Here is a 16,432-nt window from a genome sequence, read left to right on the forward strand (position 1 = left end):
ACCCCATGCAGGGGATCGATTATACGGCCGGCTCGATCCATCGTTTGTTATTCCGTACGGCCGTTCCGATGCTGCTCGCTTCTCTGGTTAACGTGATTACACAACTGGCCAATGTATTCTTCTTGGGTCATACGAGTCAAAGTGTATTATATGTGCTCTCATTGTATATTCCTGTCTCATTCGTCATGATTGCCATCATCGAAGCGATGCAGCTGTCTGTTCAGGTCGCGGTGGCGCGCAGTCGTGCCGGGGGCTCACGTGCATTTACCCAGCTGTTCGTGCACATGATGGGCAGTGCAATGCTGCTTGCCATTCTGACCGGGGGCATTGTGATGTTACTGACCCCTGTGCTCTCATGGTTTTACCGTGTGCCTGCCGACATTGGGCCCATGTTTACGCTGTACGTAGGGGGCATGATGGCAGTGAGCATCCCGGCTGTCCTGGCGGCGGTGACCAGTGCGGCGTTACGAGGACTGGGCCGGGCACAGGCAGCTTCGTGGAACGCGGTTGGGATGGCGATGCTAAACATTGCTCTTGTGTATACATTTGTGTCGGTCTTCGGGTTGGATCTGAAGGGCATCATCTATGCCAACCTGATCACTTCCGTCTTGTCCTTGGCCATCTCCCTGCTGATTCTGTTCATTCGTCGGGAAATGATCTTTGAACGCTTTGCTTTTGCCCAAAAACATCTGATGGCCCTCAGGCATGTCGGTATTCCTGTGTTCATCTCGTACTGCATGATTTTTCTGAGTACATTTTTTTTTAATAAAATTGTCAGTCACTTTGGCGAAGGGGCGGTTGCTGGATTTGGCGTTGGTTATCGAATTCAGACGATGGCGATTCTGCCGGGTATCGTGATTGGATCGGCCATCGGCATTATCATCAATCATAATTTGCAGTCACCACACCGGCCAAGGGCCTATGCAAGTTATCGCCAAGGTCTGTTGCAATCCTTTGTTCTGTACGTGATCATTGCCGTTGCCGTCTGGATCTGGCGAGATCCGCTTATCGCATTCCTAATCGAAGACGCAGCAACCCGAGCCGAAGCGGCAAGGTATCTGTCCATCGTGGCTCTTTCCTATATTGGCATGGGTCCCATGATGACAACGTTGCTGACGATGGAACAGAGCGGGCGCGGATACCAGGCCATACTCCTGAATGCGGTGTATTTTCTGATTATTATCGCACTTGGCTGGGGACTGACTCGGGCCTTCAATGAGGTTACTTACTTCTATGCGGTGATTGCTGGCATGAATGTGGTCGGCATGTCGTCGTTCTTGCTGCCTTTCATGCGAATGCTGAAGCGGGAATATGTGGAATCGTCTGCGGATAAGGACATCAGTACAGATGGTGAAGCGACGTTGCCGAATAAGAGCTATTCCACACAGACTTGACTCTAACTACGTACAGGAGGTTTTTGCATGACAACATCAGAACCTGCTTATCTGGTACGTCGCATTGCAGATACGTGGATCGCTGCGGATGAAACGTTCAGTCAGTTTTATGAGCTGGAACCTGCGAAAGAGCTGGAGCCACAACGCCCCCCGGATTTGCCGGGGGTGGAACCTGCGGAAGCGCCTTTTTTTTTGTATGAGCCTCTCATCGGTCATCGGGCTCCTCAACTGGGGATCTTGGGTATCCCTCATTCTGGTGGGACAAGCATGTTAAACTCCTCCGTTGCCGGACTTGCGCATGCGTTACGTGTAGAATCGTGGAAAAAGGTCATCTATCCATCGTTACAAGAGTCCGGGAATTCGAGCTTGTACGATATTGGAAGTGGGAGACGATTGCTTGAGAGCGTAGCCATGCAGGATTGGGGTACTTGTCTTATGAATGAAGCGGAGGCGGATACAGCTGTTCCTTATCAAAAGGGGCTTGCGGCCGCACTGGATCATGCGCTGGATCAACAGGCACTATTGTGCTGTATTGGCGGAGACCATTCCATTACGCATGCAGTGCTTCAGATGATGGCAAAGGCCCCGGGCAGTCGAAGAGTGCTGGTCCAGTTCGATGCCCATCATGATTGCGGTATCGATGCCATCCATCAGGAGCAACCCAGTCACTCCAATTTTGTGAGACATTTGCTAGAGCAGGATATGGTTGCTGCTGTTGTGCAGATCGGCCTGCGTGGTCTTCGCTCAGCAGATCAGATGTACAGCCATCCTGGCTTGATTCAAATATCGGCAGAGCATATGACACCCGAGAGGGTGAGCCATGTTCTGAACGAGGTAAGGCAGAAGTACGACGTTGACTCGGCTTATCTAACGTTTGATCTAGATTCCCTTGATCCGGGTAGCTTCCCCTTTGTTGATTTTCCGATTGCTGCAGGACCGACATGGCAGAATATTCGAGACTGCGTTATTGCAGCGCTGGAGGTCCCGTTATCTTATGAAGGGATGGATATGGTTGAAGGACAGGGTGTGCAATCGGATCGGCACATTCCTGGACAATATGAGCTGGCGCTTCGAATGTTGGTCTATATGATGGATGGTATCGACCGGAATCGTCGGCGGTTTGAATCGTCTTCTAGAACTAGCGCAGCCAGGGAAGGAATGCTGTCGGGAGCGGGAGTATTCATGAATCAGGGTATACAGGAGGTGTAAGGATGAAGGATTTTCGTACATTATATACGTTACATCGGGAACAGGTCAGGGAGGAGCTGTATCGGGAAAAGACAGACGGAATTCGACTGGGATTCTTCTATGCGCTAATGAATATTGTTAAGGAACTTTCGCCTCTTCAATTGGAAACGTCACCGGAGTTGATCTGGATGGATTATCTGGCTTTTTTGCGGACGGTTGATGAACACAAAAAAAACCCTTACTCCTTTATGGATTGGGATGAAGTCGAGGGGCTTGAACATCTGCAAGCGACGCTGCAGGAAGGTGGGGCCTTGTTGACCTGGCATTATGGATTCGTCCGGCATAACATGATTACCATCGGACAGGAGATTCGCGCAGGCCACATGAAGTCCGGCTTACCCTTCTATCTGGTGGCTGAACAAGGTACCGTAGAGCAGGAACAGAAGCTATCGTCCTGGAATACCCTACGGCAGTTTGCAGGTGCTGATCTGTTGAATGCCGAGGATGAGATGATTGGCATACGATTATATTCTCATTTGCGGAAGGGAGGTTCATTCAACCTTTTCGTAGATGGTCAGACTGGGTTCAACGCGGATAATCGCGCAGTGGAGCTTCCTTTCCTGAGTTCACGCATCCGGACGAGGAGCGGTATTTTTCGTATTTTAGCCAAGACACGCAAGCCTGTATGCCCCTATTTCATGACATTGACTGAAGATTTTCGTTCCAAAATTGTTTTCTTGCCGCCTTTCATTTTAGAAGGGGATATTCAAGAATCAGCAGGACGTGTATATGAGCCGTTTCGCAATCAACTGCTGAAGCAGCCTGCATTATGGAGATTCTGGGACCGTCACCATCAGCAAGTGATTCACTGGAAAGAGGATGAGACTAATCTTCATTCAGCGGAAGCTGAGAGTCAGGTGGACTGGTTCTCCAAGCCGCTGGAGGGATTCGGTCAGCTTGGACTGAACACCGCGAGTGGCATGATCTACAATTTGGGTTAACCGTCAGATAAGGGGGGAGGCAAGGATGCAGTCTTTCATTACGGAGCAGTACAATCGTCTATCGGTCCATGTGATGCCAACAAGCCAATACGCCAACTGTTATCTCCACCTTGGTATCGTTAACAAACAGGGAAGGATTCCCTCAGCGGTATTTGCAGTCATTGTGCGGCTGCTTTTCAGGCAGGATTCACTCGGCAAAAGAAAGCTACAGCAGCAACTATGGTCCATGTATGCCGATGAGCTAAGATGCGAATTGGAGCAGAAGGGGGAGACTCAACTCGCATCCATCCGGTTGCGTATCCCTGCAGGGTTGCTGCCGGGGACGGAAATGCGGACGCTGGATGCGTTGAAGCTGCTCGCAGACATGATGTTCGAACCGAGCCTTAAGGGCGGATTTGATTTTGATGAAGTGCAGATCCAGGAGGAACTTGCTTGGGCAGAACATCATGCTGGCTATGATGTTTCCAATTGGGACAAGGTGGTACAGGGGCGCAGTCTGGAGTGGCTTGGGTATGCGGAACGAAGCAGGGATGCCGACTTGGAGCAACTGCAACATTGTGTGCGTAATGGTAAATTGCAGGAATGGTACCGGGAAGTGCTTTGTAGCCCAATACATATTCATGTGATTGGTGATTTCCAATCGGATGTGATGATAGCTCAGGTCATGGAGACCTTTTTGCCTTCGATTTTCACGACTGATGGGGGAGCAACTCCATCTGTGATCGAGCAAGATCAACCTGCTGAGCACCGGGAGGAAGGCGAGATGATGCTTGAACTGATGGATGTTCAGCAATGCAAGATTAATGCGGCCTTTACCACCGAAGTGACGTATGGATCGTCGGATTATCCTGCCCTGTTTCTTTTTCATTCCCTGTTTGGCGCAACGCCAGCTTCCAGGCTTCAATCTGAGCTTCGTGAACGAAAGCAATGGGTGTATCAGATCTACAGCACGCTGGATGATTATCGGGGAATGCTTCATGTGACAACGGGAACAAACAGTGGATATGTGACAGAGGTCCTTGAAGCGATAGACGCTGAATGGCTGAGGATATGCAGGGGAGACATTCAGGAAGTGGAGCTGAATAGAGCTATTCAGAATGTGATGCATTATGTGCAAGTGGGATACGATCTGCCTGAGCAGGTGGTCAACCTTCATATCGATCGATTGCTCAACCGGGTCCAGATGACAACTCCGCAATTCCTGGAAGCCATATCCTGCGTTACTGCGGAACAAGTGGCTGAGGTAGCCTCTGGCATGAAAAAGGCTGTCACCTGGATTTTGTATCCTGAGAGTGAATATTCCGCACCAGTGCAGGAGGTGACTCATGAATAGTATTGTGAATAGCGCACCTGTCCGCAGGCGTTTATCCAATGGTCTGTCGGTCCACATTTTCCCCGAACCCCAGTTCCATCATACTTTTGTTTCGTGGTCCGTGTCCTATGGCTCAATCCATGATGGAGCCCTACCTGGCAGAGCACATTTCCTTGAGCATATGATGTTCTACAATCCGGATCAACGGCCCGTCAAGCCGTTATTTCATACTCTGGGAGCTTCGACATCTGCATTGACGCGTTACGATGTAACGACTTATCAAATGGCCTGCACAGGCGATTTGAAACGAAGTCTGGAGGTGTTCACCGGCATGCTAGCTGCTCCATATTTCACCCCGATGCATGTGGAACAGGAACGGTCCGCCATTCATCAGGAGCTGTCCATGTATGCAGACCAGCCCTCCTGGCGAGCTTTGCAGCAGTTGACTCAGATGATGTATGGCAGCAATCACCCCATCACGATGGATGTTGCAGGTACACCGGATAGTCTGTACCAAATGACAACGGATGAGCTGAAGCATGCCTACAACACTCACTATGCCACAGGGAGCATGGCGATAGCGGTTGCCGGTCCGGTTGAAACGGAGTTCATTACGGATATGCTGGAAAAATTCCCTGCGATGGAACCACTGAATGGTGCCTACCTGCCAGAAGTTACACTCGACTATTTGGGCGAGGACTCCAATAAGCAATATCGAGAGATTGAATGCGGATTGTCCTTGCCACTTGTAAGGTATGGGTTCCGTGCCGAAGATGGGATGCATTTAAAAGAGCAAGTCGCTTGCATGATCGGCATTGAAGCTTTACTGGGTGAAACTTCGGATTTCCATGCGGAATGTATGGAGTTGGGTCTGCTTCATAAAGGTGCAGAATGGGACCACTATTATCGTAAGGAATTTGCCTTTTCGAACGCTTGTGGGTATTCAGCTGATCCCGTTTCTTTATATAACCGGGTTGAAGAGATGTGTGAGCATATTCAGAACGGAACGCTGTCCCTATCTAACTTCAACTATGCACGGATGAAGTGGTTAAGCAAGTATTATGCAGACATGGATTCGTTAAAACAGCGATGCATGCACGTCTCCGAATATGAGGTGATCGGACTGGATTATATACAGCTTGGCACGTATGCACTTGAATTGACAGAAGAAGAGGTTAGGAGTGGTCTTAGAACTATTGCAACGTCTACTCGTCTGCGGATGGTTGTTATACGTTAGCATGTATGTAACCCCGCATAGGGAGGAGGGCCTTATGGATTCCAGAACCGGAACAATCAGCAGCCTTCTGGCAATGAGGGCACAAGGGAATGATACGTCCATGCCGTTTTCAGGAGAACCAGAGGTCCACATTTGGACACAGACTTTGCCCATAAGGGAGGATCAACTGCAGACAGCGGCTGCCATGGACTCCGATGCAATGACTTCAGAAGAACATGAACGTATGGTCAGAATCAGCAAAACCTCACGTCTAAAGGCTCATTGCTGGATGATTTCAAGGGTTTTCTTGCGAAGAGTACTGGCACAGTACATGCAGCTTCAGGTAAGGGATATTCGATTTGAATACGGCACTTCCGGAAAGCCTTATCTCGTGGGAGGTCCGCAATTCAGCCTTTCGCATACGAATGGGCTATGTGTACTGGCGGTTACATCCACTAACAACGAGCTTGGCGTGGATGTGGAATGGGTACGTCCACTACTGCGAGAGAAAGCCATCATCCAACGTTTCCTGACGGAAGAAGAGCGGGATCATGTGCTGGAAGCCATATGTTCCGGTGAGGATTCTTCTTCCCTGCTGTGGAAAGTCCTCACAGGCAAGGAGGCCTGGATCAAGGCTTCAGGTCAATCTTTATGTGGACAGTGGAGAAATTTAAATACGATACAAGCGATACGAAATCATGAGCAATTGCTGGAATGGGCCGGACAGAAGTATGTGCTGCAGTCTTTGAAAATGGGCAAAAGCTACTCCGCATCATTATGCGTGACAGGGAGGGAGATACCACTGATACGCTGGATGAATGTGGATAATCATATACAAAGCTACGAGGGAATTGGTAATTAAATCTTACATATCTATTGTCTAAACATTGGCATTACCTATAATATGGACAAATGGTACCTTAATTTACCAATGTTAAATTCATTGGTTCAATTCCAAGGAGGTTTGTCATGATTCAGTTCCCTAAACCGGATGTCGAGCAATATTTTCAGACGTACCGTATTTCGCATTTTGCCGTATCGGCAGACGAGAAACGTTTGTTCATGGACAGCAATCTGAACGGTCAGCCGAATATTTGGGCGATGGATTTGCCAGGAGGATACCCGTATCCTTTAACGTACTTGAATCAGAGCAGTCAATTTATCAAAGCAGACCCGCAGGGGCGTCATCTTCTTACCGCGTTTGATCGGGATGGAGATGAGAACTATCATCTATATGCACTCCCACCCGAGGGTGGTGTTCCACTGCCTGTGGTTCCGGCGGAACCAAATGATCGCTGTTATTTCGCTGAGTTGTCCGAGGATGGACAGCGTCTCTATTATGTTACCAGCGCGGGTAATCCGAATTATCTGAATTCACGCCGCATCGATCTGGAGACAGGGGAAGATGAACTGTTATACAGTGGAGAAGAGGTTACGAGCAGCCTGGTTGCTGTAAGTCCTGACGAGAAGAGTTATGTTATTTTAAAAATGTACTCCAATACGTATCAGACGGCGCATCTGTATCGTAACAATGAAGAAATGGTGATTCTGCCAGCTTCAGAACGTTATAGTCAGGTATCTGATCTGATTTTTGCAGATGATAATCGTCTTCTGTTCATTACCAATGATGACTCCGCATACGCCTATGTGGCTGAATACCGTATCGATACCCGCGAATTCCGCTTATTGTGCAGAATCGAAGGGGAAGATGTGGAGTTCGTCCGCTGGCATCAGGCTTCCGAGACCTTATATTTCTGGACACTTACAGGGCCAGAGAATCGTATGTACGTATTGGGCAAAAATGCCGATGAGCCTCGGCGCATAGAGATGCCGCTGGATACGATAGAGCAGGTGAACGTTACAAAGGCTGGCAATGTGTATATCCTCGGACGTGGAGCGATCCAACCGCATAACATTTATCGCAAAATAGCAGGTGCTGATTCCTGGGAGCCGCTGACTGCCAATCGGGTAACCGGACTGGACCCAAGTGATCTCGTGTACCCTGACGTTATTCAGTATAACTCCTACGACGGACTGGAGATTGAAGCTCTCTTGTTCAAAGCAAAACCAGAGCAGGCCAATGGTTACACCGTATTTTGGCCTCATGGTGGGCCGCAATCTTCCGAAGCAAAGTTTTTTCGGCCGATGTTCCAGATGATGCTCGCTCAGGGCTATCATATCTTTGCACCTAACTTCCGGGGCAGTACCGGGTATGGTGCGGAATTCGTCAAATTGGTTGAGCGGGATTGGGGAGAAGGCCCAAGACTGGACTGTGTTGCCGGCATCAACTGGTTGTTTGATCAGGGAATTACCTCGCCAGAGCGGTTGTTTGTGGTAGGTGGAAGTTATGGGGGATATATGACCCTGTTATTGGCAGGTCGCCATCCGGAACTGTTTCGGGCAGCGGTCGATATTTTTGGGCCAAGTAACTTGTTCACATTCCTGGAATCCGTACCGGAAGACTGGAAACCGATGATGGATAACTGGCTGGGTGATCCGGTCCGTGACCGCGAACGTTTAACGAAGGATTCACCGATTACGTATCTCGATCAGATGGTGAACCCAATGTTGGTCATTCAGGGTGCTAATGATCCAAGGGTCGTGAAGGCCGAATCCGATCAGATCGTGGCCGCGCTCCAGTCGAAGGGACTTGATGTGGAATACATCGTTTTGGATGATGAAGGTCATGGCTTCTCCAGGAAAACAAACGAGATTCTTGTGTACCGCCGGATGCTGGAGTTTTTGCAGAAACATCAGGAGTCACCCGTTGCACAAGCTTAAGTTGAGAGATTTCATCGTTGACTTAAATATAGTGAGATGAGGAAAACCGCCAAAGATCAAGGATGATCTCTGGCGGTTTTATACGTGCGCCCGCATGTTGGGCGACATATATGGAACGATACATTCTACTAATCTAACAATGCGACAATCGAATTAATGGACTGCTGCGCCCACTGTGCAAAAGGCAGGTCGGCTGCCCAAGTCACTTGTCCTGTGGCGTTGGCTTCCCCCCACCACAAGATACGTTGATAGAGCAGATGCATGCGGAGACGTGTGCGGAAGTGTTGGCATTTCTCCTCATCTGCTGCACAGACCAGATCCCGGTAGCAACGAAGGAACTGTGCGGCCAGTTCTGGTTGACCCTCACGAACATACCTGGTGGATATTTTGGTGAGGTCGGCTGTTCCGTCTCCGAAATAGGCCGTTGTAAAATCGAACAAACCACTAATCTGCCACCCTGAAGAACGGCCGTCCAGATTTTGTATCAGAATATTCTCGACCTTGAAATCTCCCATAACAAAACACGGAACAGCTCTGGACCGAAATGCCGGTTCAGCATTCTTGAATTGCTCGTCCACCCATTGAACATCTTCATCCGTAATCACTGAGTACTGTTCAGCATCATGTAACCAGTGACGAATGGTTCCGTACAACCAGTCCAGATAATCGCCTGCAAAGGAAACAATCTGCTGTGCTACAGGATCATATTCCCCGGCATCAGGCACCTTCCAGCGGTGCAGTTCAGCCAAAGTATGGGCAAACATACAGGCAATCTCTTCCTGATCTTGCTGTGACAGCGAAGCTTGGAATGCTGGATCATACAGGTGATTCCCGGGCAGGCGTGGCATTATGGCATAACTCCAGCCTAGCAGATGGGTATCTTCATGTAATAAATATGGATCAGGGACAGGAATGGACGTATGTTTTGCCAGTTGTTCTACAAAGAACTTTTCTTCCTGTAACTGTCCTGCATATAAAGGATTGCCTTTGAGAATATACTCTCCACGAGAAGAGCGAATGAGCAGTGTCTGACCCATAACACCTTTATCCGTTCGTCGATAATCTTCAAGAGTTCCCAGGTCAAGCTCATTCAGCGCATCCTGCAATGAAACTGCGGCCACTTCGTCAAGTTGATTGGAACCAAAATATATACGGGTTGTCATATGGCCAGACCCTCCTGGGTGTTAGTCATCATTCTCTTCGTCAGACAGGTCATACGTATCCTCATCGACCAATCCACGGATGAAAGCTTCAAAATTGGGCGCAAGATATGTAATCTCATAATCATTTTCCTGATCGACATGAACTACACAGGGTTCACCTTCAGGGCCACAGAAGCGATAATCCAGCATAACAACATCATGACCAGCGGATGGACAATCACAGATCACAATCCCCAGGTCGGGATATCCCCAATCCTCGATCATGAACCGACTTCCCAGCTCACCAGCGAGTGCGTATATTTTATCGTGCCCAATTCCCATAATGCTTGAAATGGCAATGTGATCCTCAGCCCAGGAAGTCGCTTCTTTGGTGGGAAATACAGTGAGCGCAGGGATACCGCCGTTTTGCGTATTCATCAGTTGAATATAGGAAGCGGGCAGCTTGTAACCCAATTCCTTCTCAATAGACACAATCTCTTCTTCATCAAAAGGTTCTGATACATGATTGTCCTGCGCATAATCACTCTGTACCCAGAACGTTGCGGGATCATAAGTCCCTGAAGCGGCTCTTAGATGGTTCTGTATACCGCTCTGCTCGAATGCGGCAAGTTCCTCTTCATGACGCTGGCGATCTTGACGCATCTTGTCCGCTTCGGGACGAATCTCGCGAAGGAATTCAAGGGTAGATTCATCATGGGGCAGAAGTTCATCAGCTCTCTCAAAAGCCAGTAATGCCTGTTCATAACTCGCTATATGACAGTATGCATAACCCAAACGGTATTGCCAGAGCGGGTCGTTTACTCCACGCTCCTGGACAGACAACAAATGTTGAATGGCTTCGCGGTAACGTGCGTCATTGTTATAGGCTCTGGCGAGTTGACCAATCAGATCATAATCCCGCTCTGAGACGGGGATTCGTTCAATATGTTCAATAATGAGACTGAATTGGTCCTGCTCATGCCACAAGTTGATTTGATCCAGCAGTTCTCTTTCCATGAATAGGCCTCACTTCCGTAGGAGGGGTATGAATCTCTTTCATTATATAATAAGTATGTGTTGGTTGGAGAATGTATAAATCAAGCTCTTCGTAGCATACTGTTTAAGTATACTTTAAGTTTAATCTATAAAGTTTAAGTTGTGTTTAACTTTGTTTAAGTATGATGTTGAAAGTTAAACTTTACTATCCTATACTAGGAGTGTGAGGTGAGATGGATATGGGAATCACAAGAGTTGAGAAGAATATATTTAGTCAGAACACGGATGAGATTGCTTCTGAGTTAGTTCAGAGCTTAAGTAATTCGGATAATAGCATTTTACTGTTCAAAGTGCTGGCATTTGCAGTCAAAAATAATGCTGAATTTGTCCGTAACCTGGATGAATCTATCTTTGAAGATGCTGATATTTTTAGAGAAAAGTATGTTACGCTTCTCAAACATGCGTTAAGTCAAGCAGTAGATGTACCGACAGGAATTACAGACAGTGGTATTCCTTCTATTGAAGCTGTACGTTCTTATACTCCTAAAGAATTATCTGTATTTTTTGGAGTAAGTATTACGACGATTTTTAACTGGATTGATCAAGGCCGTTTTATGGGAATTCAAAGAGCCGGGTCCAACAAACATAATCTCATCCCAGACAATACTACATATGTGTATGGATCAGGTAAGAGAACGACGATTAAAGAGATTGTGACTATGTGGAAAAAGGAAGAGGCAGAACACCAATCTACAATAGGAGTCAGTGACCTGGATTACCACACAGGGCAAATTGCCTTATATGAAGATAAATACAAAGGGGAATTCGAACGGACACTCGGAACTAAATTGAACTTAACACCTGAAGAAGAAACCGATGCACAAGTTTGGAAACACCATTTGGGGAGGCAGCGTCTTGGCTTTAAAGATACCGAAAAGTAATTTTCGTTTTATTGAGAATGATTTTTCAGATATTATTATGGATATTCGAGATGGTGCCCAGGGTCTTCCAAGCAGTGCTAGAACTATTCGTAAAACAATTGTCTTTAATGATTTATCGAAGATGTACTGTGTAGAGGAGATAGATCGAAACGGGGGATTCATCGAGTTATATTGGTATGATTGGTATGATGATCAAAAAGAGTTGATTATGAAATTCCATGCTCTTTATCATCCTGATGAAACACCTGCTAATATCACGATGTATGACCCGTTTCATATTCATACGGCAAATGAAAGAAGATTGAATAATGAAAAATTTCAAGAATTATATACGATTCTTGAATTTATTAGATTAAGAAATATCTCTATTAAATTATAATAGTTCAACGCTGATATGATGTTTGTACATACGAATTAAACAACACTTCCTGAACTTAGGCATGATAGCCACCATTCAGGGAGTGTTGTTTTTATTTATAATCTATTCTTTATTACAAATCGTCAAATCCATTATCGTCGCCAACTTTACCGTAGTTACGGGATTTAGCTTCGAAGAAGTCTGTTTTGGTTGCATTCAGTGCTTCATCGGAGAATGGCTTAATCCAAGGCATGCAGTTTACATCCACACCTTCATATGCTTTTTCCATACCCATCAGACGCAGACGTTTGTTGGCGATGTACTTGATGTAATCTTCCAACTCGTTCAGGTCAATACCACGTACGTTGCTGAGTGTGTAGTGTGCCCAGTTGGTTTCAAGCTCAACGGCACGATGGATTGTTGTGTATACGTAGTCCATGTTCTCAGGTGTGTTCAGTTCAGGGAAGTCCACCAGCAACTGTTTGTACACTTCAGCGAAGAAGTAACAGTGTTGGTTTTCATCCCGCTGGATATACGAGATCATCTGGCTGGTTGCCATCATTTTCTGGTCACGGGCCAGGTTGTAGAAGAAGGCAAACGTACTATAGAAGAAGATACCTTCGAGTACCAGATCGGCTACCATGGCCTGGAAGAACGTCTGTGGAGACGGCTCGTCCCGGAATGTTTGGTAAATGTCTGCGATGAAACGGTTACGGTCAAGCAGGACTGGATCATGTTTCCAGTATTCAAAAATTTCCTTTTGCTCCCGATCAGATACGATCGAAGACAGGACGTAGGAGTACGATTGGTTATGAACGACTTCCTGTTGTCCGATAATGGCCGAGATCGCTTCGAGTGAAGAATCGGTAAAGTAACGTTTTACGTCACCAACAAACATCGTCTGCATGGAATCAAGTACCGCGAGCAGGGAGATGTTGATTTTAAACGTACGTTGCTCTTCCTCGTCCAGTTGAGCAAACTGGGAAGCATCTTTGGACATTGGAATCTCGTCTGCGATCCAGTGGTTAAGCAGCAGTACTTTGTACAATTTGTACATATGAGGCATGCGAATGTCGTTCCAGTTCAGGATACCGGAGCATTCACCTTCAATAATACGGGTTGATTGGTTAGGGGCTTCGGTGTTGAAAATTTTCTGTACTTGCATTGTTCCGTTCACTCCTTGAAATTTCATAATGTTCTGCCGACAGAACTTTGGGAAATCATCTATATCAACATCTTGCGATGCTGTGATCATTTTTTAGGCGAAAAAGAACCAGGGCAACGCCATTTTGCAATCAAAACAGGATGCCCTGGTGGTCACCTCGAATCTAGTAAATCTTTTCTATCATGGATAAAGCGTAACTTGCGCAAAAATCAAGATTCTTCAATTGTTAATGCCCGGCTACGAACATAATAAGTTGATTTCATGCCGGCTCTCCAGGCGTGCAGATGCAATTCCAGGAATTCTGTTGCTTTAATATCTGGTCGAACGTAGAAGTTGAAACTTTGTCCCTGATCGACGTGGCGCTGACGGGCAGCCGCCATATTAATGGAAGCATGTTGGTCCACCTGGAACGCCGTTTGGTAATAAGGGCTTGTTTTTTCGGACAGATCCGGAGCCGGATTGGCAATTTTGTAAGTTGTTTTCTCTTCATAAGATAACAGCTCATAGAGCGGATCAATACTAGCCGTTGAACCGGCAATAATGGACGTGGAACCGTTAGGTGCAATGGCGAACAACCAGGCATTACGTACACCGTTTTGTCGTACTTCGGCTTGCAGTTCTTTCCACTGTTCGGTTGTCACGAACTCGCCTACGCGCTCACCTGATGTGTACTCGCGTTGGTCGAAGTAATGACCACTTTCCCAATCGGAACCTTTGAATTTCGGATAATGTCCTTTTTCTTTGGACAGCTCCATACTGGATTTCACGAGCAGGTAGTTAATTTTTTCATACAGATTATCGTTATACGTTACAGCTTCTTCAGACTCCCAATGAATGCCTTCGAGAGCAAGCAGGTGGTGAAGTCCAAACGTTCCCAGACCGACTGCGCGATATTGGCTGTTGGTATATTGGGCTTGCAACACTTCAATGTTGTTAATGTCGATAACGTTGTCCAGCATGCGCACCTGAATTGGAACAAGACGCTCCAATACATTATGAGGTATAGCACGTGCCAGATGGATGGAGTTCAGGTTGCAGACAACAAAGTCGCCAGGCACTTTGGAAATCACGATGCGAGTTTGTCCATCCTTGGTTACGAGTTCTTCCTTTTCAATTACAGTGGCAGACTGGTTCTGCATAATTTCGGTACACAGGTTGGAGGAGTATACCATACCGTGTGCACGGTTAGGATTGGAGCGGTTAACCGTATCGCGGTAGAACATGTATGGCGTACCTGTCTCCAGTTGGGATTTCAGTACACGCTTCATGATGTCAATCGCCTGTACTGTAATCCGGGACAGCAGTGGGTGATTCACCGCTTCTTCGTATTTATCACGGAACGCACCTTCGCCAAAGGACTCATCATAGAAATCTTCCAGTCCGAGTGCACGACCATTCTCGTCCTTCCAGCCCATCACTTTCTTCGTTTCGTGCGGACAGAACAGGCTCCATTCGCCACGGGTGGATACCCGCTCCATGAACAAGTCAGGCAGACAGATGCCGTGGAATACGTCATGCGCACGCATACGCTCGTCACCGTTGTTCAGCTTCAGATCGAGGAAAGCCAGAATGTCTTTGTGGAAAACGTCCAGGTACACGGCAATGGCACCTTTACGCGTACCGAGCTGGTCTACGCTGACCGCTGTATTGTTTAGTTGGCGAATCCAAGGGATTACACCGGAACTTGTATTTTGGTGACCACGGATATCCGAACCACGAGCTCTGACTTTGCCGAGGTAAACGCCGATGCCGCCCCCCATTTTGCTCAGACGAGCTACATCCGTGTTGGAATCGAAGATACCTTCGAGTGAGTCGTCCACCGTATCAATGAAGCAGCTGGAGAGTTGACCGGCTACTTTTTTACCTGCATTGGACATCGTAGGAGTAGCTGCAGTCATGTACATGTTGCTCATGGCCCAGTATGCTTCCTTGACGAGATCCATACGTCTCTCGGCAGGCTCTTGGTGCATTAGGAACATGGCGATAACCATGTAACGCTCTTGCGGCAATTCCATTACTTTTCCGTCAAAATCGTGAGCGAGGTAACGTTCTGCCAGTGTGAGCAAGCCGATATAATCGAAGAGCAGATCGTTGCGGTAGTCAATGCACTCAGCAAGTTCGTCGATCTGTTCTTTGGTGTAACATTCCAGTAATTCTTCGCGGTAGATACCTTTCTTCACGAGATCTACAAGAAGAGGGTGAAATGCGCCATAAGGCTCGTCCGGGTAAGACTTGTATCTGCGGTTGGTAGCCGCTTTTTTGTAAAGGGAAGTGAGCAGGGAGCGCGCCGCTGCAAATTTCCAATTAGGCTCCTCTTTAGTTACCAGTTCCAGTGCGCTCATGATAAAAGCGTTGCTGATTTCGTCTCCGGTAACTTCATCACGGCGGAGCTTGCTGTTTACCCCACGTACCAGACGTTCCTTGTCCAGCATTTCCAGTCCTTCTAGAGTACGGTCGGCATATACCGAGATGCGCATATCATCAAAGGCAAGCTGGCGGTTGTTCGGCTTGGTCACAACTTGTGGCATGAATATTCCTCGCTTTCGCATGTTAAAGATATAAATTGGAGAAATTCTTTATATAAAGAATTGAGTGTTGTCTTACGGTGAGAAAAAGGTAAAGGTTGCTTTTGGCAGACTGAAACGGCGGTGACAAGTTCATGTCTTAAATCGCTCAACTTGAGGAGCACAAAACAGCACAATTCAGAACATGCTCATATAAAAAGCATTCTCCCGCCTCGCGGCTGAAAATGCCCATGGATGCTCTGGCTTCCTTACTGTCTTAGAAGTTCTGGATATCGACAGAAAAGGGTGCTTATGTAAGCTTTGGTCTATTGCAGATGTGCCTGTAGTTTGAGGATACCGGATGCAGTCCAAACAGCCCCGTTAACCTCCATGTCAACTCTGTTTCGAGAAAGCGATTTACACCTACAGGGACG

13 protein-coding genes are annotated in these 16,432 nt (G+C 47.2%); 9 read left to right on the top strand and 4 right to left on the bottom strand.

Annotated elements, in window-relative coordinates:
• The first annotated feature begins 5 nt into the window (after nucleotides 1-5).
• From NSQ20_RS02770 to NSQ20_RS02800, 7 genes are all read left to right on the top strand, one after another.
• Nucleotides 6-1,394: an MATE family efflux transporter gene (locus NSQ20_RS02770; protein ID WP_036672133.1), complete on the top strand. Its 1,389-nt coding sequence runs from the start codon at nucleotides 6-8 to the stop codon at nucleotides 1,392-1,394.
• A 27-nt stretch (nucleotides 1,395-1,421) separates the two neighbouring features.
• Nucleotides 1,422-2,603 carry an arginase family protein gene (locus tag NSQ20_RS02775; RefSeq protein WP_340031771.1) on the top strand — a complete coding sequence of 394 codons (1,182 nt, stop codon included), beginning with the start codon at nucleotides 1,422-1,424 and terminating at the stop codon, nucleotides 2,601-2,603.
• A 2-nt stretch (nucleotides 2,604-2,605) separates the two neighbouring features.
• Nucleotides 2,606-3,583 (top strand): hypothetical protein, encoded by a 978-nt coding sequence (locus tag NSQ20_RS02780; protein WP_211084218.1) that lies wholly within the window; start codon nucleotides 2,606-2,608, stop codon nucleotides 3,581-3,583.
• Between the two features lie 25 nt (nucleotides 3,584-3,608).
• Nucleotides 3,609-4,916: an insulinase family protein gene (locus tag NSQ20_RS02785; RefSeq protein ID WP_340031772.1), complete on the top strand. Its 1,308-nt coding sequence runs from the start codon at nucleotides 3,609-3,611 to the stop codon at nucleotides 4,914-4,916.
• Nucleotides 4,909-6,132, top strand: a complete 1,224-nt coding sequence (locus tag NSQ20_RS02790) for a pitrilysin family protein (RefSeq protein ID WP_340031773.1) — start codon at nucleotides 4,909-4,911, stop codon at nucleotides 6,130-6,132. The genes NSQ20_RS02785 and NSQ20_RS02790 overlap by 8 nt, the downstream gene beginning before the upstream one ends.
• A 34-nt stretch (nucleotides 6,133-6,166) precedes the next feature.
• Nucleotides 6,167-6,973 (top strand): 4'-phosphopantetheinyl transferase superfamily protein, encoded by an 807-nt coding sequence (locus tag NSQ20_RS02795; protein WP_036672121.1) that lies wholly within the window; start codon nucleotides 6,167-6,169, stop codon nucleotides 6,971-6,973.
• Between the two features lie 107 nt (nucleotides 6,974-7,080).
• The gene (locus NSQ20_RS02800; RefSeq protein ID WP_340031774.1) at nucleotides 7,081-8,892 is read left to right on the top strand and encodes a S9 family peptidase; all 1,812 of its coding nucleotides are present in this window, start codon (nucleotides 7,081-7,083) and stop codon (nucleotides 8,890-8,892) included.
• A 128-nt stretch (nucleotides 8,893-9,020) separates the two neighbouring features.
• Here NSQ20_RS02800 and NSQ20_RS02805 read toward each other — a convergent pair whose 3' ends face one another.
• Complete coding sequence (locus NSQ20_RS02805) at nucleotides 9,021-10,055, bottom strand: aminoglycoside phosphotransferase family protein (RefSeq protein ID WP_340031775.1); 1,035 nt, start codon at nucleotides 10,053-10,055, stop codon at nucleotides 9,021-9,023.
• 21 nt (nucleotides 10,056-10,076) lie between these two features.
• Complete coding sequence (locus NSQ20_RS02810; protein ID WP_340031776.1) at nucleotides 10,077-11,051, bottom strand: SMI1/KNR4 family protein; 975 nt, start codon at nucleotides 11,049-11,051, stop codon at nucleotides 10,077-10,079.
• 212 nt (nucleotides 11,052-11,263) lie between these two features.
• Here NSQ20_RS02810 and NSQ20_RS02815 point away from each other — a divergent pair, with 212 nt between their 5' ends.
• Both NSQ20_RS02815 and NSQ20_RS02820 read left to right on the top strand, forming a co-directional pair.
• A complete protein-coding gene (locus NSQ20_RS02815) occupies nucleotides 11,264-11,971 on the top strand; it encodes a helix-turn-helix domain-containing protein (RefSeq protein ID WP_100526959.1) in 708 nt (235 codons plus the stop codon).
• Nucleotides 11,946-12,350 (top strand): DUF6516 family protein, encoded by a 405-nt coding sequence (locus NSQ20_RS02820; RefSeq protein ID WP_340031777.1) that lies wholly within the window; start codon nucleotides 11,946-11,948, stop codon nucleotides 12,348-12,350. The genes NSQ20_RS02815 and NSQ20_RS02820 overlap by 26 nt, the downstream gene beginning before the upstream one ends.
• Nucleotides 12,351-12,462: 112 nt before the next feature.
• On the opposite strand, the gene NSQ20_RS02825 is transcribed toward NSQ20_RS02820, so the two are convergent.
• Entirely contained in the window at nucleotides 12,463-13,494 is a 1,032-nt protein-coding gene (locus NSQ20_RS02825; protein WP_036607380.1) for a ribonucleotide-diphosphate reductase subunit beta, read from the bottom strand.
• A 209-nt stretch (nucleotides 13,495-13,703) separates the two neighbouring features.
• Nucleotides 13,704-16,022: a ribonucleoside-diphosphate reductase subunit alpha gene (locus NSQ20_RS02830; protein ID WP_036607378.1), complete on the bottom strand. Its 2,319-nt coding sequence runs from the start codon at nucleotides 16,020-16,022 to the stop codon at nucleotides 13,704-13,706.
• Between the last annotated feature and the right edge of the window lie 410 nt (nucleotides 16,023-16,432).

Source organism: Paenibacillus sp. FSL K6-1122 (assembly GCF_037977015.1).
GTDB lineage: Bacteria > Bacillota > Bacilli > Paenibacillales > Paenibacillaceae > Paenibacillus > Paenibacillus amylolyticus.